This is a genomic window from Bradyrhizobium sp. RD5-C2, assembly GCF_019972155.1.
Lineage (GTDB): Bacteria > Pseudomonadota > Alphaproteobacteria > Rhizobiales > Xanthobacteraceae > Bradyrhizobium.
This window is the reverse complement of the sequence record NZ_BOVL01000014.1, coordinates 1-22,281: the sequence shown is the minus strand read 5'-3', so window position 1 is coordinate 22,281 and position 22,281 is coordinate 1. Positions and strand designations below refer to the sequence as shown.

Sequence of the window (22,281 nt, the reverse complement as noted above, 5' to 3'; positions counted from 1 at the left end):
GGGGAAAAGCTACTCGCGCAACCTACTACCGCCGCCGCGGCCCGGTCGGCGCTGCGGCGGGAGCCGGCGCGGGCTCGGGTGCGGCGTTGTTGCTGCCGCCGAAGATCACCCGGCTCGGGTTGCGGTCGAAATTGTTCACGGCGCGGCTGATGTCGGACAGTGTGCGGCGGCCGTCGTTGATCAGCAGATTGGACCGCTTGTCGACGTTGTCGGCGAGCTCGCGGATCGACTTCACCATCAGGTTCAGCTCGCTGCCATTGTTGCCGCCCGCGATCGCATTGAGGCCCAGCATCAGATTGTCGGCCTTGCCCATCACGCCGTCGACCTTGAGCATGACGTTGTCGATTTTCTCGGAATTGCGCGCTAAGGCTTGGGTGAAGACCTCGAGATTCTTCAGCGAATTCTTCACCGACTGCTGGTTGTCGGCGACGATGCGGTTGACGTTTTGCAGCGTGGCGCGGATCGCCTCGGTGACGTCCTGCAACGCGTTCGGATCGGCGGTCAGAACCGGGATGCCGTCCTCATCCAGCGGCACCGGCGGGGCGGCCTCCTCGCCACCTTTCAGCGAGATCGCGGCGACGCCGGTCAGGCCCTGGAATTCGAGGCCGACCAGGGTGTCCTTGCGCAGCGGTGCGTTGTTCTCGATCATCGCCAGCGCGACCACGCGCCGGGGGTTGTCGAGCTTGACCGAGACCACCTCCCCTATCCGAATACCGTTAAAGTTGACATTGCCGCCATTGCGCAGGCCCGACGCCGGCCCCTCGAAGATCACCCGCAACGGGCTGCGCTGCTTGGTGGTGTGCAGGCTCTGGAACCACAGCACGAAGCCGAACGCCGCGGCGATTACCGCCAGCGTGAAAGCCCCGATCAAGACGTAGTTCGCCCGCGTTTCCATCAATTGCTCGCGTTCATCACTCTTGGGCGCTCACGCAGTCGGCCTGCGTTCGAGCCCGTCGAATTCCCTGTTGGCGCATGATCTCGTCCGAAAACCGGTCTTTTCGTTTCGGGATCATGGGCTAAGCCACAACGGCGCGGGCGCGCTTGCCGTTGAAATATTGCTGCAGCCACGGATGCTGCGATGCCTTCATGTCGGCGATCGATCCTGCAGCAATGATCTTGCCGTTCCCTAAAACGGCGATACGGTCGCACGCCGTGTAAAGACTGTCGAGATCGTGGGTTACCATGAAAACGGTCAGCCCCAAAGTGCGCTGCAGGGTGCGCACCAGCTCGTCGAAATCGCCGGCGCCGATCGGATCGAGGCCCGACGTCGGCTCGTCGAGAAACACGAGCTCGGGATCGAGCGCGAGTGCGCGCGCCAGCGCGACGCGCTTGATCATGCCGCCGGACAGTTCCGACGGATAGCGATCGGCGACCTCGGGCTTCAGCCCGACCATTACGAGCTTCGCCACCACGATCTCGTCGAGCAGCCGCTGCGAGACGCGCAAGTATTCGCGCGCCGGAAACTGGATGTTCTGGCGCACCGTGAGCGAGGAGAACAGCGCGCCCTGCTGGAACAAGACGCCCCAGCGCCGCTCGACGCCGCGGCGCTGCGCCGAGTTCGCGGCATCGAGATCGACGCCGAACACCTCGATGCGGCCGGAGACCTTCGGCACAAGGCCGATGATGGTTCGCGTCAGCACCGACTTGCCGGCGCCCGACGGCCCGACGAAGCCGAGGATCTCGCCGCGCTTGACGTCGAGGTCGAGGCCGTCGAGCACGCGCGTGCTGCCGAATTGAACCGTGATGTCGCGGACCCGGATGATGGCGTCGATGTCCTGCTCGGCCATGATCACATCCCGATCGAGGCGAAGAAGATCGCGAACACGCCGTCCATCACGATCACGAAGAAGATCCCCTTCACCACCGACGCGGTGGTGTGCTGACCGAGCGACTCCGCCGAGCCCTGCACCGCAAGCCCCTCGACACAGGCGACGATGCCGATCACCGCGGCCATGACAGGCGCCTTGACCATGCCGACGATGAAATGGTCGATCGATATGGCATCACGAAGGCGGAGCAGGAAGGCCTCCGGATCGACGCCGCCGTAGAGCCAGGCTACCAGCCCGCCGCCGTAGAGCGCGGCCATCGCGCCGAGAAAGGCCAGGATCGGCAGCGCCAGCACCAGTGCCAGCATGCGCGGCAGGATCAAGACCTCGATCGGATCGAAGCCCATGGTGCGCAGCGCGTCGATCTCCTCGCGCATCTTCATCGAGCCGAGCTCGGCGGTATAGGCCGAGCCGGAGCGGCCCGCGACCATGATCGCGACCAGCAGCACGCCGATCTCGCGCAGCACCAGCACGCCCAGCATGTCGACCACGAAGATGTCGGCGCCGAACCTTCGGAAATGGAAGATGCCCTGCTGCGAGATGATGCAGCCGATCAGGAAGGTGATCAGGACCACGATCGGCACCGCGCGCAAACAGACCTGCTCGAGGTGATGCACCGTCGAGGTCAGGCGGAAGCTGCGCGGATGGATCAGCACCTTGCCGGCGGCGGCCAGCACCGCGCCGAGCATATCCACCAGGCCGATGATGGTGCCGCTGATCCCGGCCACGGTGCGCCCGATCTGCTCCAGCATGCCTACTATCAAGAGCTGGTTGCTCGCGGTCTTGGGCGCAGGGCCGACGCGGCGCACCTCGTCGACCAGGCTGGAATAATTGGCGGAGAGGCCCGCGATCTCCGCTTCGGCGCTGGCATCGCTCAGGCTGCGGCGCAGCCGCTCGATCAGCCACGCGCCGAACGTGTCGAGGCTCGCGACCTGCGACACGTCGATGAAGATGTGGGAACGGCTGCCGCGCAGTTTCTCAGCGTCGGAGACGATCCGCTCGAGCGCTGGAGCAAAGCGGGCTGTCCAGTTACCCGCCGCGCACAACGCGAGTCCTTCGCCTTGGGCTATCCGCTCCAGTGTCGGGTCGCCGCTCACCTTTTGCCTACCCCTCAAGCCGGCTGGCCGTTGATCTCCGGCGGCTTGCCGGATCGGCTTGTCGAATCTGCCGCTAACCAGCCATAGTTGGTTGCGCGTCGCAAGCTACGGTTCAGGAAATAGTAGACTTTAAAATGACTTCCACCCCTCCCGGAGCGATTTCCCTGACCACGCGGATCGAGCGCTGGCCGATCGCCGGAACCTTCACGATCAGCCGTGGCGCCAAGACGGAGGCTGTCGTCGTGGTGGTCGAGGTGAGCCGGGGTGGCCTCACCGGCCGCGGCGAATGCGTGCCCTACCCGCGCTACGGCGAAACGCCCGAGGCGACGCTGCGGGCGATCCAGGCGATGCAGGAGCCATTCGCCAATGGCATGGACCGCATCGCCTTGCAAGCCAGCATGCCCGCCGGCGCCGCCCGCAATGCGCTGGATTGCGCGCTGGCGGACCTCGAGGCCAAGCGCGCCGGTCAGCGGATCTGGAATGTGCTCGGCCGGCCTGCGCCCGAGCCGCGCACCACCGCTTATACGATTTCGCTCGGGACGCCCGAGGTAATGGCGGAGGCCACCGCGAAGGCCGCACATCGCGCGCTGCTCAAGATCAAGCTCGGCGGCACTGGCGACGCCGCGCGGATCGTCGCCGTGCGCAAGGCGGCGCCCACCTCCGAACTCATCGTCGATGCCAATGAAGCCTGGACCGAGGACAATCTCGCCGCCAATTTCGCGGCCTGTGCCGATGCCGGTGTCACGCTGATCGAGCAGCCGCTGCCGGCGGGCAAGGACGAGGCGCTGCTGCGGATCAAGCGCCCGGTTGCGGTCTGCGCCGACGAGAGCGTGCATGACCGCGCCTCGCTCGAGGGCCTTCGCGGCCGCTATGACGCCGTCAACATCAAGCTCGACAAGACCGGCGGACTGACCGAAGCGCTGGCGATGGCGGATGCCGCCCGCGCGCTCGGCTTCGAGATCATGATCGGCTGCATGGTCGCGACCTCGCTCGCGATGGCGCCGGCGATGCTGATCGCGCAAGCCGCGCGCTTCGTCGATCTCGACGGCCCGCTGCTGCTGGCCAGGGACCGCGACAACGGCCTGCGCTATGAAGGCAGCCTGGTCTATCCGCCCGACGCCGCACTCTGGGGCTAGCGGGTTAGTCGTTTGCGCGCGAACCACATCACCAGCCCGCCCGTCGCCGCCATCGCCGCCATCATGTCGTAGACGCCAAGCCCGAAGCGCGCATAGACCAAGCCGCTGACGATCGCCGTGGTGCTGGCGACGATGCCGCCGCAGGCGGTGAGATAGCCCTGCGCGCGCGCCATCACATGAACCGGCACGTGATGCACCATCAGCCCCATGATGCCGACCTGGGTCAGGCCGAAGCTCAGCCCGTGTCCGAGCTGGACCACGGCCAGCACCGCAAGCGACGGATCCTGCGCGGTGATCGCCCAGCGCGCCATAGCGCTGGCGGCCGCGATCATCACCAGCACAGCCGACGGCAGCGTGAAGCGCGGCGACGCTGCAAACAGCACGATCTCGGCGATCACGCCGAGCACCCAAAGGGCCGCGATGGTCAGGCCGCTGAAGCCGGCCTGCTGCCAGGCGATCGATGCGAAGATGTAATAGGCGCCGTGGCTGCCCTGGATCAGCGCCGAGGACACGATGATCGCGAGGAACGTCGGATTACGCAGCAGCCTCGGCACGCCGGCCGCGTGCGCGACTGTAGCCACCGGGCGGCCCAGCGGCCGCAGCGTCAGCCCGACCAGCGCGCCGAGCACGGTCACGGCGGTGATGATCCAGATCAGATCGACCTCGGCGACATAGCGGAGCAAGAACCCGCTGATCAGCGCGCAGACCGCGAAGGCGGCCGAGCCCCACAGCCGCAGCGGTCCGTAGCTCAGGCCGAATTGCCTGACGCCGCGCAGCGCGTAGGCGTCGGTGAGCGGCACCATCGGCGTCCAGACGCAGCAGGTCAGCGCATAGACCGCGAGCAACACCAACGGCTGGTGCTGGGTGCCGATCACGGCAAAGCCCACCGCGGTGGCGAATCCCGTGGCGATCATCGCGCCGCGCAGCATCTGGCGCCGCTCCGCAGCCGCGGTGACCAGCGGCAACACGGTGAAGCGCGTCACCGGCGGCACCGCCGTGATGAGGCCGATCCAGGTGGCATCGATCCCGATCGCCTTCAGCCACACCGTGAAGAACGGCAGGTGGACCCCGGTCATCCCGAACGTCGTGGCATAGAATGCCGCGAGGCTGCGCGCGAATCGCCGCGGCGCAACTTTGGCTGCGATGGGGATTTGTGATTCGGAAGACATCAATTCAATTGCGATTCGCGCGATATCGTGGTGATCGTTAGCGTAACGCGCAGTGATTTGCGCGGAGAGATTGTGATGGCCGAAGAAGCATTCGCCCTGTCTCCGATATCCGCCCGCGCGGCCCTGCCGAGCGAGGAGGACTATGCTGCGATCAGCGCGGCTTTCATGGAGACCTCGCGGGGCCGCTGGTTCCTCGGCGAATACGCCAAGCGCAACCGCAATGCGGATACCCGCATGGTGCTCGATGCCGTGGCGCGGATCGAGGACAGCCTCAGCGCGCAGCGGCAAGCCGCCGCAGCGGCCATCAGGGACGAGCAGCTGGCGCAGGCGCTGGCCGCCCTGCGCGGCGCGATCGAGGCCGCCCAGGCCTCCGCCATCGCGGCGCTCGACGGCATCAGCTTCGAGCCGAACCTCGCGCCGGTGCGCAAGGGCGTGCGGGTGATTCGGGAAATCTCCTGGCGGCTGCGCGAGATCGGCAATGACGGCCGGATCTGCGACATCATCGATTCGCAGGCCAGCGCGATCGAGGCCGGTGCGACCGAGGTTTCGATGGACGACGCCAAGGCGGTGCTGGATGCTGCCTTCGCGGCACTCGCCCGCCGGCTCAGCGAATTCGATCCGGATAAGGCGGAAACGCCCGTGGCTGAGCCGGCGGCCGTAACCGAAGCACCGGTTGCGGAACCGCTCGTTGCTGCGCCCTCGCCGCAACCGGTAGCCGAAGGCACTGCCGCCGAGAGCGCCGCGCCCGAAGCCACGATCGCCGCCACGCCACCGGCGCCGCCTCAGGAAGCCGTTGCAACGCCGCCCGCCGAAGCCACGATGCCTGCCTCAACGCCGAGCATTGAGGCTGCCGCCACGCCGGAGCCGAACGAAGCCTGGATCAAGGCGGAGGCCGCGCTGGCCGACGCCGAAGCCGCAGAGCTCGCCCGCGTCACCGAGGCCGCCGCTGACGCCCAGGACGAAGCGATGCTCGATCTCATCGCGATGGAGATGGGCGCGCCCGATCCGATCGACGAAGAAGCAATCGCCGAAGAGATGCGCGCTGCCGAGGAGATGCGCGTCGCCGAGGCAATGGCTGACGAGCCCGAGATGGATGCACCGGCGATTCAGCCCGAGCCCGCACCGGCGCCTGAGCCGATCGAGGTCAAGGTCGAGCCGCCGCTGATGGCCGCAGCGCCAATTGCTGCAGCGCCAGTTGCTGCAGCACCGGTTGCCGCGACTCCGGCCGCCGTGCCGCCGCCCCTCCGGCCCGCCGTCGAGGCTGCCGCGGCTCCCGCGGCAGAAATCTCACTCGGCTCGACCATCATCGCGAGTGGGCTTTTGAAAAAGCCGAGCGTCGCAGCCAACGATCCGCTCGCGCCGATCCGCCGTATGAGCCAGGTCGAGAGAATCGCGTTCTTCTCGTAAGCGCGGTCCGATGCCCGACGAAACCGACGCGATCACTCTTTGGCGGCCGGTGGGCCCCCAGGAGCTCGCGCTGATCGAGCAGGGTGGCATGCGTGCCTTTCCGCCGCGGCTTCCCGATCAACCGATCTTCTATCCGGTCCTGACGGAAGAGTACGCCGCAAAGATTGCGCGCGACTGGAACGTGCCCGCGAGCGGCGCCGGATTCGTCACACGGTTTCAGGTCAAACGAAGCTTCATCGATCGCTATGGCGGCTTCAGGCATTGATCAGCGGCGTCGCACAACGAAACGGGGCAGAGCGACTACCGCCCTGCCCCGTTTCTCTTCAAGATGCTGTTCTCAGGCGACGAGCTTCGCGAACAGGTCGGCGTCGACATTGCCGCCCGAGAGCACGATGACGACGTTCTTGCCCTTGGCGTCGATCCGTCCCGCCAGCAGCGCCGCGAGGCCGACTGCGCCGCCGGGCTCGACCACGAGCTTCAACTCGCGATAGGCAAAAGCGACGGCAGCACCGACCTCGTCGTCGGAGACGCTGACGCCGTTTGCGAGCAGCTTGCTGTTGATGGCGAAGGTGAGCTCGCCCGGCATCATCGCCATCAGCGCATCGCAGATGGTGCGCGGCGCGACCGCATGCGCCTCGCGATGGCCGACCTTGAGCGACAGAGCATGATCGTCATAGCCCGCGGGCTCGGCCACGATCACCTGGGACTGCGGGAATTTCGCCTTCACCGCGGTGGCAACACCCGCGATCAGGCCGCCGCCGGAAGCCGGCGCGACCACGATATCGGGCACGAGCCCGAGCGCGGCCATGTCCTCGGCGATCTCGCGGCCGGCGGTGCCCTGGCCTGCGATCACGAAGGGATCGTCATAGGGACGCACCAACGTCGCGCCGCGCTTGCTGGCGATGCCATTGGCGATCGCCTCGCGGTCGTCGCGATCGCGATCGTACAGAACGACCTCGGCGCCATAGGACTTGGTCCGCTCGCGCTTGGTGATCGGAGAGTCCGCAGGCATCACGATGGTCGCCTGCATGTTGAGAATCTTTGCCGCCGCGGCAACGCCCTGGGCGTGGTTGCCCGAGGAGAACGCGACCACGCCCCCGCTCCGCTTGTCCTGCGGTATCGAGGCGAGCTTGTTGAAGGCGCCGCGGAACTTGAACGATCCGGTCCTTTGCAGCATCTCGGGCTTGAGGAAGACCTGGGTGCCGACGCGTTCGTTGAGAACGGGGAAAGTCAGGAGCGGCGTGCGCACCGCGAACGGCGCGACCACCCGTGCGGCGGCATCGATGTCCGCGGCAGCGACGGGTGGATTGAGAGTGATGTCCGTCATCCACGATTTGTATCGCGGCGGCGGCCCGGCGGGCAAGACGCTTTAGCGTGAGTTTGGCTGTGGCGCCGGCAATGCCGCAAAATGGTGCTCTTCGGCGCCGAATTCGAACGCCTCCCCCTCGCTGTCGGGCGCGACGGGGCGGACGTTCATGCAGCGGTCGATGAACACCCGGGCCGACGCCTGCCAAGTGTGGAGCGCGGCAAAATCGACGCAAGCCTGCCGCGAGATGCCGAGCGCCTCCAGGCAGGCGTGGTGCAGATCCTCGTCGAGCACCCCGACCGGCGCGGCGCCGATCACGTCGCGGGGGCCGGTGACTGGAAAAGCGGCAACCGGCAGGCCACTGGCCAGCGCCTCGAGCAGCACCAAACCGAACGTATCGGTGCGGCTGGGGAAAACGAACACATCGGCCGCGGCATAGATTTCAGCCAATTCTTCCCCATGGCGGGCGCCGAGGAAGACGGCCTCCGGATATCTCCGCTCCAGCGCCGCCCGCGCCGGGCCATCGCCGACCACGATTTTGGTGCCGGGCAGATCGAGATCGAGGAACGCCTCGAGGTTCTTCTCCACCGCCACCCGGCCGACGCTGAGATAGACCGGCTGCGGCAGGCAGAGATCGACATCGCGCGGATGGAACAACGCGGTGTCGACGCCGCGCGACCACAGCACCACGTTGCGGAAGCCGCGCTGGCGCAATTCGGCGGCCAGCGCCGGGGTCGCGGCCATCACCGCCCGGCTCGGCCGGTGGAACCAGCGCAGCGCGCGCCACACCCAGGCCTCGGGGACCGGCGTCCGTGCCGAGACGTATTCGGGAAAGCGGGTGTGAAAGCTTGTCGTGAACGGCAGGCCGTGCTTGCGGCAATAGCGGCGGACCGACAGCCCGATCGGACCTTCGGTCGCAATATGGATGCTGTCGGGCTTGGCCGCCTCGATCAGGCTTGCGACCTTGGCCTGGTACGGCAGCGCAAGCCGGAGATCGCGATAGCTCGGCATCGCGAAGGTGCGGAACTCGTCCGGCGTCAGGAAGCTCACCTCGACGCCGAGCGATTTCGCCGCCTGTGCCATCATGGTCAGCGTGCGGACAACCCCGTTGACCTGGGGATGCCATGCATCGGTCGCGACCAGGATATGCGTCATGCAGCGCGTGCCGTCACTCGCGGAACCGGCGCGATCCGGCGCACCGGGTCGGTCCAGGTGATGATTTCGAAGCTGCCGTCCTCATGCTCGGCGAGCGCCGTGCAGCTCTCGACCCAGTCTCCGCAATTCATGTAGCGGATGCCGTGCTCGTCATGAATCGTCGCGTAATGGATGTGGCCGCAGATCACGCCGTCGCAGCCGTGACGCCGCGCTTCGCCGGCCAGCGTCGCCTCGAACGCGCCGATATAGTTCACCGCCTTCTTGACCTTCAGCTTGGCCCATTGCGACAGCGACCAGTACGGCACGCCGAACATCTTGCGGAAGAAGTTGACGAAGCGATTCATCTGAATCGCGAAGTCGTAGGCCTTGTCGCCGAGATGGGCGAGCCAGCGCGCGTTCTGCACCACGAGATCGAAGATGTCGCCGTGGATCACGAGGTAGCGCTTGCCGTCGGCGCCGGTGTGAACGGTGTTCTCCACCACGTCGATGCCGCCGAAATGCGTGCCGTAATATTTGCGCAGGAACTCGTCGTGGTTGCCCGGGACGTAGATCACCTTGGCGCCCTTGCGCGCCTTGCGCAGCATCTTCTGCACGAAATCATTATGGGTCTGCGGCCAGTGCCAGTTCGACTTCAGCGCCCAGCCGTCGACGATATCACCAACGAGGTAGATCGTGTCGGCATCGTGGGAGCGGAGGAAGTCCAGCAGGCGGTCGGCTTGCGAACCGCGGGCTCCGAGATGGACATCGGAGATAAACAAAGTGCGAAAGCGCCGCTCGGGGCTCTCTTCACTCAAGGAGTCACTTCCCATGCCTGTGCACCTAACAGATTCCTGTGACAAGGCGATGACGACCCTCGCGCCCCAAGGCCTCACTAACAGTTAACGAGAATCAGCCGCACGCCCCCTTCCCTGCGGATAACAGCGGCGTGCGACAATCTGGCGACATGGGTGGGCGAAGCTGTGCGGAACAGGCGTTGTGTTGCCTGCATATCGCAGCGGAACAACGGAGCGGCGAATGCGTGGCGGTTGAATACGTAGCCCGGATGAAGCGCAGCGGTCAGTAAAATTTGTGGAAGTGATGCACCGGCCCGTGGCCATGTCCGACGGCGAAGCGATCGGCGGCGGCGATCGCTTCCGTGATCCAGGCCTTGGCGTTGCGCACGGCGGTCTCCAGGCCTTCGCCTTTCGCGAGTCCGGCTGCGATCGCCGATGACAGCGAGCAGCCGGTGCCGTGCGTGTTGGCAGTTTCAATGCGCGGCGCCGCGAGCGCGATGCTGCGCTCGCGATCGATCAGATAGTCGATGCTCTCGGCGCCGTGCCCATGGCCGCCCTTGACCAGCACCGCGCGACATCCCATCGCCAGCAATTGCCTGCCCTGTCGCGCGACGTCGGCCTCGCTCGCAGCGACCGGCTCGTTCAGCAGCGCCGCCGTTTCCGGCAGGTTCGGCGTGATCAGCGAGGCCAGCGGAAACAGCATGGTCTTCAGCGCATCGATCGCCTCGGCAGCCAGCAGCCGATCGCCCGAAGTTGCCACCATCACCGGGTCGAGCACGATGTGGCGCGGCGCCCAGCGTTTCAGCCCGTCGGCGATCGCCACGATCGTCTCGGCCTGCGCCACCATGCCGATCTTCACCGCGCCGACGTCGAGGTCGGAGAACACCGCATCGATCTGGGCCGTGACGAACGAAGCGGGCACCGGATGGATGCCGCTGACGCCGGTGGTGTTCTGCGCGGTCAGCGCCGTGATCGCGGAGGCGCCGTACACCCCGAACGCGGCAAAGCTCTTGAGGTCGGCCTGGATGCCCGCCCCGCCCGAGGAATCCGAGCCGGCGATGGTGAGCGCGACCGGCGTCATTGTGCGGCACCGGCGGTTGAGACGAATGAGACCGTTGCGAACAGGATCATGACCTGTCCTAGCCCGGCCGCCCATCGGCAGCAAGTTCGCCTGATTTTACCGCGAGTTGGCCTTGTTGCCCCGTTGCCTTGCCCCCTTGCCTTGACCGCCCGTTTTGGGCCTATAGTCGCCGAAATCCCCGGAGACGACTTCGATGGTTCCTTTCTTCGTCCAGATCAAATGCAAGCTCGGCCAGTCCTACACCGTCGCCAACGCGCTGGCGGAAGCCGAGATTGCGTCCGAGATCTATTCCACCGCGGGCAATTACGATCTGCTGGTCAAGTTCTACGTCGACCACGACACCGACATCGGCCATTTCATCAACGAGAAGGTTCAGGTGATCCCGGGCATCCAGGACACCCTCACCATCATCACCTTCAAGGCGTTCGGCGCGAAGTAGCGCATCGATCTTCACACATGTCCGATTGGCGAGGCGCGCGCCGCTAGGCGGCCGGCGCCGAGTCGATCAGCGCCTTCAGGAACGTGACGACGATCCGGCCGCTGCGACTGACCTCGCCGCCCCTCGACAACAGCGCCATGCCGCGGCCCAATGCGATGAAGCCGGTAGCGATCTCCACAGGATCGGCGGGCGCCTGCTTGCCAAGCACCTCGAACAGGCGCGTCACCAGCACGCCCAGCGCGCGGCGGTGCTTGCGGTTGAGTTCGTTATAGCCTTGCGCGAAAGTCGGGCTGCGCAGCGCCTGCAATTGCAGCTCGATCGCCAGCACGGCAAACCCCGGATCCGAATTGGCGGTGGCGGCCCATTTTTCGAGGCCCGCCATCACCTTCGCTGGCTCGCCCGGCGTCTGCCCCAGCACGCTTTCGATTTTTGCACGCTCCTCGGATTGGTGCTGTTGCACCAACTCCAGGAGGATCGCCTCCTTGTCGGGAAAATTCGAATAGAACGCGCCCTGCGAAAATCCGGCCGCGTCGGCGATGTCGCGCACGGACGCCTGCGCAAACCCCTTCTTGATGATCTCCTCGCGCGCCGCCTCGATCAGGAGACTCTTGGTACGGGCCTGACTTTCCTCGCGATTTAGCCTGGGCAACGGATTGGGCTCCCGAACTTACAAATACCAATTGATTTTCAGATATCATCTGATATCTATTTTCAGATAGCAGCTGATATTTGTAACTCGACGAGTCGGCTTTACGGACACGGAGTAGCTATATCATGCAGATCAGCCGATTGGACCGCACGCTCGCGATTCTGGCGACGCTCGCGGCGTCGACCGTCGCGGCCATGGTGATCGGTATCCTCACCACCAAGGGTTCGCAGGATTTCTTCCAGACCGCACGCTCCGTCGAAGCCTATGGCGCGTATCTCGGGACCCCGCTGGTGCCGTTCGGCCTGCGGCTCAATCTCGGGCTCGATAATCTCTTCATGATCTTCTACGGGGCGTTTTTCACCGTACTGGCCGCCCGGCTGCGCACCATCATGGACCCGTATCTGCTGGGCATCGCGCTCGCCTCCATGATGCTCACGGTGATCCTCGATTGCGTCGAGAACCACCACATCATGACCATGGCGCACGCGATCCAGAACGGATTGCCGCTGTCGCCGGCCGATGGGGAGCTGCAGATGATCGCTTCCCAGGTCAAGTTTCACGCCAGCTATCTCGCAGTCTTGCTGTTCTCGTTCGGCTTCCTGCAGCTCGGCAGGCTCGGCAAGACCATCGCGGTTGTGCTGTGGTGCTACATCCCGTTCGGGGTGCTGATTTCGGTCACGCCGGTGGAGCAGGCGAAGGCGCTGGTCCTGGGACGGACGATCTTCTTCGTCTTTGCCTTCATCCTGTCCGCCGTCCTGTTCGCTTCACAGGCCAGAAGCCACGGTCAAAACAGCCAATAACAAACCCGGAGGATCCCCCGATGCCGATCACGATGGTCACGATTGCCGGACGAAGCCTGCTCGCATTGCTGTTCATCCTTGCCGGCGGAGCCAAGATCGCCGGCCCGAAGCCGTTCCTCGACCACATGGCGGCACACCATATTCCCGGCATGCTGCTGCCGTTGGTCATCGCACTCGAGCTTGGTGCCGGCCTGGCGTTGCTGATCGGCTGGCAGTCGTCATTCGCCGCCGGCGCGCTGGCGCTGTTTTGCCTCGCGACCGCGTTCGGGTTTCATCTCGACCTCGCCAACAAGGTGGAACGAACGCTATTCTTCAAGGACCTCGCGATTGCCGGCGGCTTGATGGTCATTGCCGCCAGTGCTTGGCGCGGATAGCAGGCCAAGCATCGCCCGGCGCAATCAGGAAGGATCAGTCTTGTCCGTCTTGCGCGTCGGCTTCGGCGGCCCGTCGACCGGCGGCAGCGACTTGATGTATTCGGCGATTGCATCGCGATCGCTTGTTGAGAGCTGCGAGGTGTTGCGGATCACGCGCACCATCGATCCGCCGGCGCTATCGCCGTCCGGCGTCTGTCCGCTCTCGAGGAAGTAGGCGACGTCCTTCGCGCTCCAGTCCGAGAGCCCCCGCGGCGTGATGTTGGGCACCCAGCCTTCGCCTTCCGGATTAGGGCCCCCGGCGAAGCGCTGCGAAGTGATGATGCCGCCGAGCAAATTGCGCGGGCTGTGACACTCGGCGCAATGGCCGAAGCTGTTGACGAGATAGGCGCCGCGATACCAATGCGCCGAGCGGCTCGCATCCGCGACGAACGGCTTGCCGTCCATGAACAGGAATTTCCAGACCCCGACATTGCGCCTGATGTTGAAGGGAAAAGGCACGTCGTGGTCGCGCACCTTGCCGGCGACCGACGGCAGGGTCTTCAGATAGGCGAACAGGTCGCGCACGTCGTTGACCCTGGCGTGCTGATAGGACGTGTAGGGAAACGCCGGAAAATAGTGCGTCCCCGCCGGCGAGGTGCCCTTCATGACCGCGGTGACGAAATCCGCCTCGCTCCAGCGGCCGATGCCGTCGTTCGGGTCCGGCGAGATGTTCGGCGCATAGAAGGTCCCGAACGGCGACGGTATCGCGAGGCCGCCGCCGAGCCTGGTGCGGTCGTCCTGCTTCGGCACCGCGTGGCAGGAGGAACATCCTCCCGCATTGAACGTTGTGAGCCCGTTGGCCAGGTTGGGCTGGTAGGCGGGCAGCGCGCTCGCGGCGACGGTCGCGGGGATCGTCAGCCACCAGAACACACCGAAGCCGATCAAGCCGGCCAAACCGGCCAGGAGGAGAATTCGTCGCAACATTCACCGATCCGTCATTGGTCGCGTCAGTTCATCAACCAGTATGATGGCAACCGTTCGCACAAGCTCGCATCAAATTTGCCGCACTCACGATCATTTTGGGAATAAATCCGGAGAGCCGCGGTTTGAAGATTTGCAACCATCGTGTGACGTCAAAGGGGAGAGAACCATGCCAAACAAGACCTTGCTTGCCACGCTGACATTGGGCGCAGCAATCGCCCTCGCCGGTCCGGCCTTCGCCGAGAAGCTGACGGCGAAGCTGGACGGCAAGTCCGAAGTGCCTGCCAACGCCAGCGCCGGCACCGGTACCGCCGACATCGACTACGACGCGGCCTCCAAGAAGCTGAGCTGGAAGCTGACCTATTCCGGCCTGTCGGGCCCTGCGACCGCCGCCCATTTCCACGGCCCCGCCGAGGCCGGCAAGAATTCCGGTGTCGCGGTTGCCATCCCGAACGCGACGTCGAGCCCGGCCGAGGGCAGCGCGACGTTGACCGACGCGCAAGCCGCCGATCTCCTCGCCGGCAAGTACTACGTCAACGTCCACACCGCGGCCAACCCGGGCGGCGAAATCCGCGGCCAGGTCACCAAGTAGAGGCACACCAGCAAGAAACGGCCGGCACAAAAAAGGGCGGATGCCTCGCAGCGTCCGCCCTTCTCGTTGACCGAATGGCGATCAGCCCTTCTTCAGGCGATAGGTCTCGTGGCAGCCGCCGCACTGCTTGCCGATCACGGTCAGCTCGGCCTTCAGCGTGTCGACATCCTTGATCTTGCCCTTGGCGTCGGTGACGGATTTGGCAAAGCTCGCGATGTGCTGCTCGAAGCCGGCCTTGTCTTCCCAGATCTTCGGCCCGGCGGAGTAATCGCCCTCCGTCTTGAGCCCCTTGCTGCTATCAGGGAAGAGCGTCGGCAGCTTCTTGGCGGTGTCCTCGAACTTCGCCAGCGCGGCGTCGACCGTTGCCTGGTCGTAGGGCTTCTCCCCCTTGATGATGGCGCCGAGCGCACCGGCGTTCTTGCCGGTTTCCTTCATCTGGGCCTGGGTCACCTTGACCTGCTCCTGGTCGGCCACCACCGCCCCCGCACTCAACGCAAGCATCGCTGCAACGATGACAATCCGCTTCATCGGTAAAACCCCTCAATCCTGCTCTGTCCCGGTCCGCAGGACGCGGCCGGCCTGGTTTGCAAACACCGCAGGCGGAATCTTCATTCCGCCTGCGACAATTCATCAGAGATTATGGCGGCGCTGCGCCTCGCGGATCGCGATCCAGACCCGCTCCGGCGTGGCCGGCATGTCGATGTGGTCGATCCCGAACTCGCGATGCAGCCCCTCGACGATCGCGTTGACGACCGCCGGACATGAGCCGATCGCGCCGGCCTCGCCCGCACCCTTCACGCCGAGCGGGTTGGTCGTGCACGGCACGTTGTTGGTCTCGAACACGAAGGACGGCCCGTCGGCGGCGCGCGGCATCGCATAGTCCATGAAGGTGCCGGTGACGAGCTGACCGTCGGTCGGGCTGTAGACCGCCTGCTCCATCAGCGCCTGCCCGATGCCCTGCATCGCACCGCCATGCACCTGGCCCGCGAGCATCAGCGGATTGAGCGTGACGCCGAAATCGTCGACGATGACGTAGCTGACGATCTTGATGATGCCGGTGGCGGGATCGATCTCGACCTCGGCGAGGTGCGTGCCGTTCGGATAGGTGCCGTCGGCGCTGGCAAAGGTCGCGCTCGAATTCATCTTCGACGTATCGCCGCCGGGACGCTTGGCGAGATCGGCAAAGCTGACCGAGCGGTCGGTGCCGGCGATGCGGATGCGGCCATCGGCGATCTCGAGGTCGCCGGCGCCGGCTTCCAGCGCCTGCGCCGCAAGCTCCTTCAGCTTGTTGCCGAGCTCGTGCGTCGCCCGCTGCACGCTGACGCCGCCGGACGGGATCGAGGCCGAGCCGCCGGTGCCGAGGCCGGTCGCGATCTTGTCGGTGTCGCCCTGCAGCACATGGACGCGCTCCGGCGGCACGCCGAACTGCTCGGCGACGATCTGCGCATAAGCGGTCTGGTGGCCCTGTCCGCTCGACTGCGTACCGATCAGGATCGAGATGTCGCCATTGGGATCGAGCGCCACATTGGCGGTCTCCTCGCCCATGGTGCCGCAAACCTCGACATAGCTCGCCATGCCGATGCCCCGCACCAGGCCGTCCTTCTTGGCGGCCTTGGCGCGCTTCGGAAACTCCTTCCAATTGGCGATCTCCATCGCGCGCTTCATATGCGCGACGAAGTCGCCGGAGTCGTAAACCTTGCCGGTCGCCGTCGTATAGGGCAGCGACTTCGGCGGGATGAAGTTCTTCCGCCGGATGGCATCCGGCGTCATGCCGAGCTTTCGCGCGGCGGCATCGACAAGCCGCTCGATCACGTAGGCGGCCTCCGGGCGGCCGGCGCCGCGATAGGCATCGACCGGCACCGTGTTGGTGAACACGGTGCGGACGCGGCAGTGGAAGGCCTTGATGTCATAGAGGCCCGGCAGCATGCCGGCGCCACCATGCGGGATGTATGGCGCGAACGTCGAGAGATAGGCGCCCATGTCGCCCATCAGGTCGACATCCATGCCGAGGAATTTGCCGTCCTCGGCGAGCGCCATCTTCGCAGTGGTGAGATTGTCGCGGCCCTGCGCGTCGCCCATGAAATGGTCGGAGCGCTCGGCCGTCCATTTGACCGACTTCTTGAGCTTGCGCGCCGCGACCGAGATCAGCGCATACTCGCGATAGGGAAACAGCTTGGTGCCGAAGCCGCCGCCGACATCCGGGCAGATCACCCGCATGTTCTCCTTCGGCATCTTCAGGATCATGTCACAGAGGATCTCGCGCAGGCGGTGGCTGCCCTGGCTGCCGATCGTCAGCGTCAGATGATCCTTCTTGGCGTCGTATTCGGCGACCGCGGCGCGGGTCTCCATGAAGTTGGTGATGACGCGTGGATTGACGATGGTGATCTCGGCCACCGCATGCGCCTTGGCGAAGGCGGCCTCGGCCGCGCCCTTGTCGCCGATCGAGACGTCGAACAGCAGATTGCCGGGCTTGTCCGGCCACACCTGCGGCGCGCCCTTCTTCACCGCATTGATCAGGCCGGCCACCGCCGGCAGCGGCGTCCATTTGACTTCGATCGCCTCGATTGCGTCGCGAGCATGATCGAGGGTATCGGCGACCACAAAGGCGATCGCGTCGCCGACATGGCGCACCTCATCCTTGGCGAGGATCGGATAAGGCGGTGCAGTGAACGGATCGGTTTCGAGATTGAACAGACAAGGCAGGCCGCCGAGCTCGGCGACATCGGCCGCGGTCAGGATAAGCGCCACGCCGGGCATGCCGCGGGCCTTGCCGGCATCGATCGTGTAGGTCGCGTGCGCATGCGGCGAACGCAGCATCAGCGCGTGCAATGCGGGAGACGGGGCGACGTCGTCGGTATAGCGGCCCTTGCCGCGAATCAGAGCGTCATCCTCCTTGCGCCGCACACTTTGTCCGACGCCGAACTTGATGGGAGCTGCCATCGTCTCTCCAATTGCCTTGGTTGTTTGCGCGCATATTGGCGTGGTTGTCAGCGAAGCGCAAACCGCTTTCCGCCGCACGCGGCGCTATCCCACGGCCAACTCCTATGCATTTGATTTGACAGGTAAAACTATACGCGCCGCAGCGCGAACAACCAGCCGCGGCCGAACAGCGTGAGGATCAGCAGCGCGTAGACGAAGGCGCCGACCGTGATCAGCAACAGCAGGATCATCTCATCGCGAAAGATCTGCATCGGCGCGAACCACACATAGGCGAAATGCGAGGTCAGCCACAGCGCAAGCGCGAGCAGCACGCCGCACAGCGCAAAAGTGCCGAACGAGCGGATCAGCGCGCGATCGAACACGAGATAGCCGCGGCGCACCGCGAACAGCAGCACCAGCAGGAGATTGACCCAGGCCCCGACCGCGGTCGCCAGCGCGAGCCCGACCTGCGCCAGTGAGCCGACCAGCGCGATCTTCAGCGCGACATTGACCGCGACCCCCGTCAGCGCCGCCTTGACAGGGGTTGCGGTGTCCTTGCGGGCGTAGAAGGTCGCGACCGCGCTGCGGATCATCACGAAGGGAATCAGCCCGACCGCATAGGCCGCGAGCGTGGCGCCGGCGCTGGCGGCATCGGCCTTCGAGAACGCGCCGCGGGCAAACATCGCGCGCATGATCGGATCGGCAACGGTCAGGAACGCCGCCACGAACGGCACCGAGAACAGCAGCGTGAAATCGAAGGCGCGGCGCTGCGCGGCCATGGCGCCTGTGTGATCGTCGGCGGACAGGCGCCGCGACATCTCCGGCAGCAGCACGGTGCCGATCGCGATCCCGATCACGCCGATCGGCAACTGATTCAGACGGTCGGCATAATACAGCGCAGACAGCGCGCCTGCGGGGAGGAAGGTCGCGATGATGGTATCGGCGAACAGCGCGACCTGCGTTCCCATTGAGCCCAAGGTCGCCGGCCCCAGCGCACGGAAGAAGGCGCGGACATCCTCGTCCAGCTTGAGCGGCGCGAATCGCGGCAGGCCGCCGTGGCGCCCGAGGTCGCCGGCGAGCAGGAAGAACTGCAGGAAGCCCGAGATCAGGACGCCCCAGGCCGCGGCGTGGCCGGCGCTGGGGAAGAACGCCGCGAGCGCCAGCGTCATCATCATGGCGAGGTTGAGGAAGATCGGCGCCGCGGCGGCGCTGGCGAAGCGATGCATCACGTTGAGCATGCCGCCATAGAGCGTCACCAGCGTGATCAGCAGCAGATAGGGGAAGGTGATCCGCGTCAGCTCGATCGCGAGCTTGCGCTGGGCTGCGTCCTCGGTGAAGCCCGGCGCGAGAATGCTCATCGCCTGCGGCATGAACGCCATCGCCACGACAAGCAGGACCACTTGCGAGGCGAACAGCAGCGTGAAGATGCGGTCGGCGAACAGCCGCGCCGACGCCTCGCCGCGCTCGCCATGAACATGGGCATAGGCCGGCACGAAGGCGGCGTTGAACGCGCCTTCGGCAAAGATCGCGCGGAAATGATTGGGCAGCCGCAGCGCCACGAAGAAGGCGTCGGCGACCGGCCCGGCACCGAGGATCGCCGCGAGCATGATGTCGCGCGCGAACCCGGTGACCCGCGATAGCAGGGTATAGCCGCCGACGGTGAAGATGCGCCCAAGCATGGCTGCTTCTAGCGCATCATCACCCTACGTCAAAATGACGTATCAGGAAGAAAGCGCGCTACGCACAGCCGCGATGACGCGGTCCTGCGCCGCCTCGTCGAGATAGGGGTGCATCGGCAGGGCGATGACGTCCTTCGACAGGCGCTCGCTGACCGGCAGGCCGCCGTCGGCAACCGGATAGTGGCTGTAGGCGGTCTGCTGGTGGACCGACTTCGGATAGTAGATCATGGTCGGCACGCCCTGCGCCTTCAAGGCGGCCGCGAAGGCGTCACGATCGATGCCGTTGGTCAGACGGATGGTGTACTGCGCCCACACCGAGGTGCAGCCGGGAGCAACGCGCGGCACCGCGACCAGGTTGCCGAGCGCCCGCGAATAGCGTTCCGCCACCTTGTTGCGCGCCGCGATCTCGTCATCGAAGATCTTCAGCTTCTCGAGCAGGATCGCCGCCTGCATGGTGTCGAGCCGCGCCGTGAGGCCGAGCCGCACGTTGTCGTATTTGTCCGAGCCCTGGCCATGGACGCGGATGCTGCGCAGCGTGCGCGCCAGTTCCTCGTCGTCGGTGAAGATCGCGCCGCCGTCGCCGAAACAGCCGAGCGGCTTGGCCGGGAAGAAGCTGGTTCCGGTCGCGAGCCCGAAGGTGCCGAGCTTGCGGTTCTTGTAGGTTGCGCCAAAGCCCTGCGCGGCGTCGTCGAGCACGAACAGGCCCTCGGCCTCGGCGACCGCGCCGATCGCGTCGTGATCGGCGCTCTGGCCGAACAGATCGACCGGGATCACGGCAACCGGCTTCAGCCCGCGTGCCCGCGCCGTCGCAATGCCGCGCTTCAGCGAATTGACGTCGATGTTGAAGGTCTCCTCATCGACATCGACGAAAACCGGCGTCGCACCGGTCAGCGTCACGACTTCACCGGTCGCGCAGAAGGTGAAGGTCGGGCACAGCACCGCATCGCCCGGCCCGACATTCTTCGCCATCAGGACCATCAGCAGCGCGTCGGTGCCGCTGGCGCAGCTCACCACATGCTTGGCGCCGCTATAGTCCGCCAGCGCCTTCTCCAGCGCGATGACTTCCGGACCGTTGATGAACTGGCAATGGTCGAGCACGCGCGCGACCGCGTCATCGATCGACTTGCCGAGCCGCCGGCGCTGCGCGACGATATCGATGAAGGGAATGGGCTCAAGCTGCATATGCTGGTTCATGGAAGCTCTTTGCACGTGTTGAATGAATGACAATCAGCCAGTGAAGGCAATCAGCCGGCGATGCGGCGCGGTCCCTTGCGCATCGTCGAGGCGGCGGGCCGCGCCGGCGATTCCAGGCAGCGGATCGCGATCTCGAGGCTCGCCACGCCCTCGTCGCCGGACACCGCCGGCACCTTGCCGCTGCGGACGGCTTCGAGGAAGGCGATCAGCTCGGCGCGCAGCGGCTCGTCGTGACCGACCGGCAGATGACGCATCGAATAGCTGCCGTCCGGCTTGAAGCCGAAGCATTCGGTAACCTGACGGGTGAGCAGGTCGCCCATCACGTATTTGCCGCGGGTTGCGACCGTCACGTTGCGCGCCTTGAACGGCGTCAGCCAGTTGGTGTTGATGTGGGCGAGCACGCCGGACGCCGTGCGGAACTGCAGCAGCGCGATGTCCTCGCGCTCGGCGACCGCGCTCGAGAGCTGCGGCTGCACCTCGACGATGTCGGACTCGGTGAACCAGCGGATCAGGTCGATATCGTGCACGGCAAGATCGATCACGACGCCGACATTGGACATCCGCGGCGGGAACGGGCCGACCCGGGTGATGCCGATCGACAGGATATCCTCGCCCGAGATCGCCTGCTTGATCGCGGCGACCGCAGGATTGAAACGCTCGACGTGACCGACCATCAACGTGACGCCAGCCCGCTCGGCGGCCGCGACGATCTCGCGGCCCTCTTCGACCGTGGATGCGACCGGCTTCTCGACCAGGATGTGGATGTTGCGCGCGATGCAGGCGAGCGCGATCTCGTGATGCAGGTGGGTGGGGGCTGCGATCGTCACCGCATCGACGCCCTCGGCAAGCAGCTGATCGAGGCTCTCGAAGGCGCGGCAACCGACCAGGTCGACAGCGCGCGTGCGGTGCTCCGGCAGCGGGTCGACGATGCCGATCAGCACGACGCCGGGCAGTCCGGCCAGCACGCGGGCATGGTTGCTGCCCATTACGCCGGCGCCGATCACGCCGACGCGCAATGCGCGGCCGATATCGGCCCTCGCGCCGGCTGCGGACACTTTTGCATTCATATCGTAGACCCCAAGTAGCGTTCTGGCGGTTGTCCCGGCTCCTCAGGGAGCCATCCCGGCTCCGAGGGAGTAAGACCAAGGCCCCTCGTCCCGATCTGCGCCTCTGGCGCAAATCACCCCGCTTCGTTGGCAGCCGCTATAGCACGGCGTCACAAATGTGGCGAATGCCAAGGACGAAATCCGGACACGTTTTGATTCAAAGAGTTACATCGTCCCGCGTCCGGCGATCGGCGCGGGAACCGGCTCGCCTCAGCTGCGCCGGTAGTCGTCCTCGATGCGGATGATGTCGTCCTCGCCGAAATAGCTGCCGGTCTGCACCTCGATCAGCTCGAGCTGAATCTTGCCGGGATTCTCCAGCCGGTGCACCGCGCCGATCGGGATGTAGATCGACTCGTTCTCATGCACCGTCTTGACCAGCTCGTTGACGGTGACCTGCGCGGTGCCACGCACCACGATCCAGTGCTCGGAGCGGTGATGGTGCTTCTGCAAGGACAGCCGCCCGCCCGGCTTGACGATGATGCGCTTGACCTGGTGGCGATCGCCATTGTCGACCGACTGATAGGAGCCCCAGGGCCGATGCACCTTGATGTGGTTCTCGGTCACCCCGGGCGCCGCCACTTTCAATTTCGCGACCAGCCGCTTCAGCCCGTTGGCGTCC

General features: G+C 65.5%; 22 protein-coding genes and 1 pseudogene. 7 read left to right on the top strand and 16 right to left on the bottom strand.

Annotated elements, in window-relative coordinates; all coding sequences use genetic code 11:
• Positions 1 to 25: 25 nt before the first annotated feature.
• The 3 genes from BraRD5C2_RS18150 to BraRD5C2_RS18140 form a co-directional block, all read right to left on the bottom strand.
• Entirely contained in the window at positions 26 to 895 is an 870-nt protein-coding gene (locus BraRD5C2_RS18150; protein WP_223970151.1) for an MlaD family protein, read from the bottom strand.
• Between the two features lie 121 nt (positions 896 to 1,016).
• Positions 1,017 to 1,787, bottom strand: a complete 771-nt coding sequence (locus BraRD5C2_RS18145; RefSeq protein WP_223970150.1) for an ABC transporter ATP-binding protein — start codon at positions 1,785 to 1,787, stop codon at positions 1,017 to 1,019.
• 2 nt (positions 1,788 to 1,789) lie between these two features.
• Positions 1,790 to 2,923, bottom strand: coding sequence for an MlaE family ABC transporter permease (locus tag BraRD5C2_RS18140; protein ID WP_223970149.1), 1,134 nt, complete (start codon positions 2,921 to 2,923; stop codon positions 1,790 to 1,792).
• 134 nt (positions 2,924 to 3,057) lie between these two features.
• Here BraRD5C2_RS18140 and dgcA point away from each other — a divergent pair, with 134 nt between their 5' ends.
• Positions 3,058 to 4,059, top strand: a complete 1,002-nt coding sequence (gene dgcA / locus BraRD5C2_RS18135; protein ID WP_223970148.1) for an N-acetyl-D-Glu racemase DgcA — start codon at positions 3,058 to 3,060, stop codon at positions 4,057 to 4,059.
• On the opposite strand, the gene BraRD5C2_RS18130 is transcribed toward dgcA, so the two are convergent.
• Entirely contained in the window at positions 4,056 to 5,228 is a 1,173-nt protein-coding gene (locus BraRD5C2_RS18130) for an MFS transporter (protein ID WP_223970147.1), read from the bottom strand. The genes dgcA and BraRD5C2_RS18130 overlap by 4 nt on opposite strands.
• Before the next feature lie 75 nt (positions 5,229 to 5,303).
• On the opposite strand from BraRD5C2_RS18130, the gene BraRD5C2_RS18125 reads away from it, so the two are divergent.
• Both BraRD5C2_RS18125 and BraRD5C2_RS18120 read left to right on the top strand, forming a co-directional pair.
• Complete coding sequence (locus BraRD5C2_RS18125; RefSeq protein WP_223970146.1) at positions 5,304 to 6,635, top strand: hypothetical protein; 1,332 nt, start codon at positions 5,304 to 5,306, stop codon at positions 6,633 to 6,635.
• A gap of 10 nt (positions 6,636 to 6,645) precedes the next feature.
• Positions 6,646 to 6,882: pseudogene (locus BraRD5C2_RS18120) on the top strand (ADP-ribosylation/crystallin J1); the annotation flags it as partial.
• Between the two features lie 90 nt (positions 6,883 to 6,972).
• Here BraRD5C2_RS18120 and BraRD5C2_RS18115 read toward each other — a convergent pair.
• The 4 genes from BraRD5C2_RS18115 to thiD all read right to left on the bottom strand — a co-directional run bounded on the left by BraRD5C2_RS18115 (position 6,973) and on the right by thiD (position 10,950).
• Positions 6,973 to 7,962: a threonine/serine dehydratase gene (locus tag BraRD5C2_RS18115; RefSeq protein WP_223970145.1), complete on the bottom strand. Its 990-nt coding sequence runs from the start codon at positions 7,960 to 7,962 to the stop codon at positions 6,973 to 6,975.
• A gap of 42 nt (positions 7,963 to 8,004) precedes the next feature.
• Positions 8,005 to 9,096, bottom strand: coding sequence for a glycosyltransferase family 4 protein (locus BraRD5C2_RS18110; RefSeq protein WP_223970144.1), 1,092 nt, complete (start codon positions 9,094 to 9,096; stop codon positions 8,005 to 8,007).
• A complete protein-coding gene (locus BraRD5C2_RS18105) occupies positions 9,093 to 9,905 on the bottom strand; it encodes a UDP-2,3-diacylglucosamine diphosphatase (protein ID WP_223970142.1) in 813 nt (270 codons plus the stop codon). The genes BraRD5C2_RS18110 and BraRD5C2_RS18105 overlap by 4 nt, the downstream gene beginning before the upstream one ends.
• Before the next feature lie 247 nt (positions 9,906 to 10,152).
• Entirely contained in the window at positions 10,153 to 10,950 is a 798-nt protein-coding gene (gene thiD / locus BraRD5C2_RS18100; RefSeq protein ID WP_223970140.1) for a bifunctional hydroxymethylpyrimidine kinase/phosphomethylpyrimidine kinase, read from the bottom strand.
• Positions 10,951 to 11,143: 193 nt separating this feature from the next.
• Here thiD and BraRD5C2_RS18095 point away from each other — a divergent pair, with 193 nt between their 5' ends.
• On the top strand, positions 11,144 to 11,389 hold the full coding sequence (locus BraRD5C2_RS18095) for an Lrp/AsnC ligand binding domain-containing protein (RefSeq protein WP_016845986.1): 246 nt from the start codon (positions 11,144 to 11,146) through the stop codon (positions 11,387 to 11,389).
• 43 nt (positions 11,390 to 11,432) lie between these two features.
• Here the strand turns inward: BraRD5C2_RS18095 and BraRD5C2_RS18090 are convergent, their stop codons facing one another.
• Positions 11,433 to 12,038, bottom strand: coding sequence for a TetR/AcrR family transcriptional regulator (locus BraRD5C2_RS18090; protein WP_223970138.1), 606 nt, complete (start codon positions 12,036 to 12,038; stop codon positions 11,433 to 11,435).
• Between the two features lie 125 nt (positions 12,039 to 12,163).
• Here BraRD5C2_RS18090 and BraRD5C2_RS18085 point away from each other — a divergent pair, with 125 nt between their 5' ends.
• Together BraRD5C2_RS18085 and BraRD5C2_RS18080 are read left to right on the top strand one after the other, a co-directional pair.
• Positions 12,164 to 12,838, top strand: coding sequence for a hypothetical protein (locus BraRD5C2_RS18085; protein WP_223970136.1), 675 nt, complete (start codon positions 12,164 to 12,166; stop codon positions 12,836 to 12,838).
• A gap of 20 nt (positions 12,839 to 12,858) precedes the next feature.
• Positions 12,859 to 13,212 (top strand): DoxX family membrane protein, encoded by a 354-nt coding sequence (locus BraRD5C2_RS18080; RefSeq protein ID WP_223970134.1) that lies wholly within the window; start codon positions 12,859 to 12,861, stop codon positions 13,210 to 13,212.
• Between the two features lie 24 nt (positions 13,213 to 13,236).
• Here BraRD5C2_RS18080 and BraRD5C2_RS18075 read toward each other — a convergent pair whose 3' ends face one another.
• Positions 13,237 to 14,175 carry a c-type cytochrome gene (locus tag BraRD5C2_RS18075; RefSeq protein WP_223970132.1) on the bottom strand — a complete coding sequence of 313 codons (939 nt, stop codon included), beginning with the start codon at positions 14,173 to 14,175 and terminating at the stop codon, positions 13,237 to 13,239.
• 166 nt (positions 14,176 to 14,341) lie between these two features.
• Between BraRD5C2_RS18075 and BraRD5C2_RS18070 the strand changes: the two genes are divergently transcribed.
• Complete coding sequence (locus tag BraRD5C2_RS18070) at positions 14,342 to 14,764, top strand: CHRD domain-containing protein (RefSeq protein ID WP_223970130.1); 423 nt, start codon at positions 14,342 to 14,344, stop codon at positions 14,762 to 14,764.
• Positions 14,765 to 14,845: 81 nt separating this feature from the next.
• Here BraRD5C2_RS18070 and BraRD5C2_RS18065 read toward each other — a convergent pair whose 3' ends face one another.
• From BraRD5C2_RS18065 to BraRD5C2_RS18040, 6 genes are all read right to left on the bottom strand, one after another.
• Positions 14,846 to 15,292: a c-type cytochrome gene (locus BraRD5C2_RS18065; protein ID WP_223970128.1), complete on the bottom strand. Its 447-nt coding sequence runs from the start codon at positions 15,290 to 15,292 to the stop codon at positions 14,846 to 14,848.
• A gap of 102 nt (positions 15,293 to 15,394) precedes the next feature.
• The gene (locus BraRD5C2_RS18060) at positions 15,395 to 17,704 is read right to left on the bottom strand and encodes a xanthine dehydrogenase family protein molybdopterin-binding subunit (protein ID WP_223970126.1); all 2,310 of its coding nucleotides are present in this window, start codon (positions 17,702 to 17,704) and stop codon (positions 15,395 to 15,397) included.
• A 128-nt stretch (positions 17,705 to 17,832) separates the two neighbouring features.
• Positions 17,833 to 19,362: a murein biosynthesis integral membrane protein MurJ gene (gene murJ / locus BraRD5C2_RS18055; protein ID WP_223970124.1), complete on the bottom strand. Its 1,530-nt coding sequence runs from the start codon at positions 19,360 to 19,362 to the stop codon at positions 17,833 to 17,835.
• A gap of 42 nt (positions 19,363 to 19,404) precedes the next feature.
• The gene (locus BraRD5C2_RS18050; RefSeq protein WP_223970121.1) at positions 19,405 to 20,556 is read right to left on the bottom strand and encodes a DegT/DnrJ/EryC1/StrS family aminotransferase; all 1,152 of its coding nucleotides are present in this window, start codon (positions 20,554 to 20,556) and stop codon (positions 19,405 to 19,407) included.
• Between the two features lie 50 nt (positions 20,557 to 20,606).
• Positions 20,607 to 21,623 carry a Gfo/Idh/MocA family protein gene (locus tag BraRD5C2_RS18045; protein ID WP_223970119.1) on the bottom strand — a complete coding sequence of 339 codons (1,017 nt, stop codon included), beginning with the start codon at positions 21,621 to 21,623 and terminating at the stop codon, positions 20,607 to 20,609.
• A gap of 249 nt (positions 21,624 to 21,872) precedes the next feature.
• Positions 21,873 to 22,281: cupin domain-containing protein (locus BraRD5C2_RS18040; RefSeq protein WP_223968798.1), on the bottom strand; the 409-nt coding region annotated here is incomplete at its 5' end.